The following is a 1,232-nucleotide window of genomic DNA, read 5'->3' as shown; positions in this document are numbered from 1 at the left end:
TTCAGCGCGGCCTGCTCGGTGGGGAAGTGCCCGCGGGCGTTGACCGCACGACGGAACCGGGCGTTGAGGCTCTCGATCGCGTTGGTGCTGCACACGATCTTGCGGATCTCGGTGTCGAACCGCAGGAACGGCACGAACTCCGACCAGGCGTTGGTCCACAGGCGCACGATCGCCGGATACTTGCGTTCCCACTTGCTGCCGAACTCGGCGAACGCGTCGAGGGCGGCCTGCTCCGACGGGGCGGTGTAGACCGGTTTGAGGTCCTTGCTGATCTGCCCCCAGTCGGCCTTGGACGCGTACGTGAACGAGTTCCGCAACAGGTGGATCAGGCACGTCTGTACCACCGCCTGGGGCCACACCTCCCCGATCGCGGCGGGGAGGCCCTTGAGGCCGTCGCAGACCACGATGCACACGTCGGCCACGCCCCGGTTCTTGAGCTCGGTGAGCACGCGGAGCCAGTACTTCGCGCCTTCGCCGCCGTCGCCGGCCCACAGCCCGAGCACGTCCTTGCCCCCGTCGGCGGTGGTCGCGAGGGCGACGTAGATGGGCCGGTTGGCGACCTGCCCGTCGCGGATCTTCACGTGGATACAGTCGATGAAGATCACCGGGTAGACGCTGTCGAGGGGCCGGTTCTGCCAGTCACCCATCGTGTCGAGGACCCGGTCGGTGATGGTGGAGATGTGGTCCTTGGACACCGCGGCCCCGTACACCTCCGCCAGATGCGCGGCGACCTCACCAGTGGTCAGGCCCTTGGCGGTCAACGAGATGACCAGGTCGTCGATACCACCGAAGCGGCGCTGCCGCTTGGCCACGACCCCCGGCGTGAACGAGCCGTCCCGGTCACGGGGCACCTCGATGTCGACCGGGCCCACCTCCGTCAACAACGTCTTGGACCGCTTGCCGTTACGGCTGTTACCGCCGTTTCGCCCTACCGGATCGTGCTTGCCGTAGCCCAGGTGCTCGTCCATCTCCGCGTCCAGGGTGGCTTCCAGGAACCGCTTGGTCAGCTGCCGCAGCAGCCCGTCGCGGCCCAGCAGGCTCAGCCCCTGCGCCCGCGCCTGTGCCGCCAACCGGGCCACCACCCGCGGGTCCAACGCCTCGGCCAGAGCCTGCGCGGTGACCTGCGGATCGGTCTGCGCCGGGCCGGCCTGGACCGGCACCACCGGCGTGTCAGCGTCCGTCATGGCCCTTGACACGATCTTCACATTCCCCATCTCGGTGTCTCCTTCGTT

The 1,232-nt window shown here is 68.3% G+C and carries 1 protein-coding gene; it reads right to left on the bottom strand.

Annotation, left to right across the window (positions count from 1 at the left end):
• A partial coding sequence (locus ACLQ24_RS29725) for an IS256 family transposase (RefSeq protein ID WP_425895052.1) occupies nt 1-1,184 on the bottom strand: 1,184 nt, incomplete at its 3' end.
• Nucleotides 1,185-1,232 lie beyond the last annotated feature (48 nt).

This window comes from Micromonospora sp. DT4, from assembly GCF_049841675.1.
Taxonomy (GTDB): Bacteria; Actinomycetota; Actinomycetes; order Mycobacteriales; family Micromonosporaceae; genus Micromonospora.
Note: the sequence above shows the minus strand (reverse complement) of the source record. Positions and strands in the feature narration are given on the sequence as shown.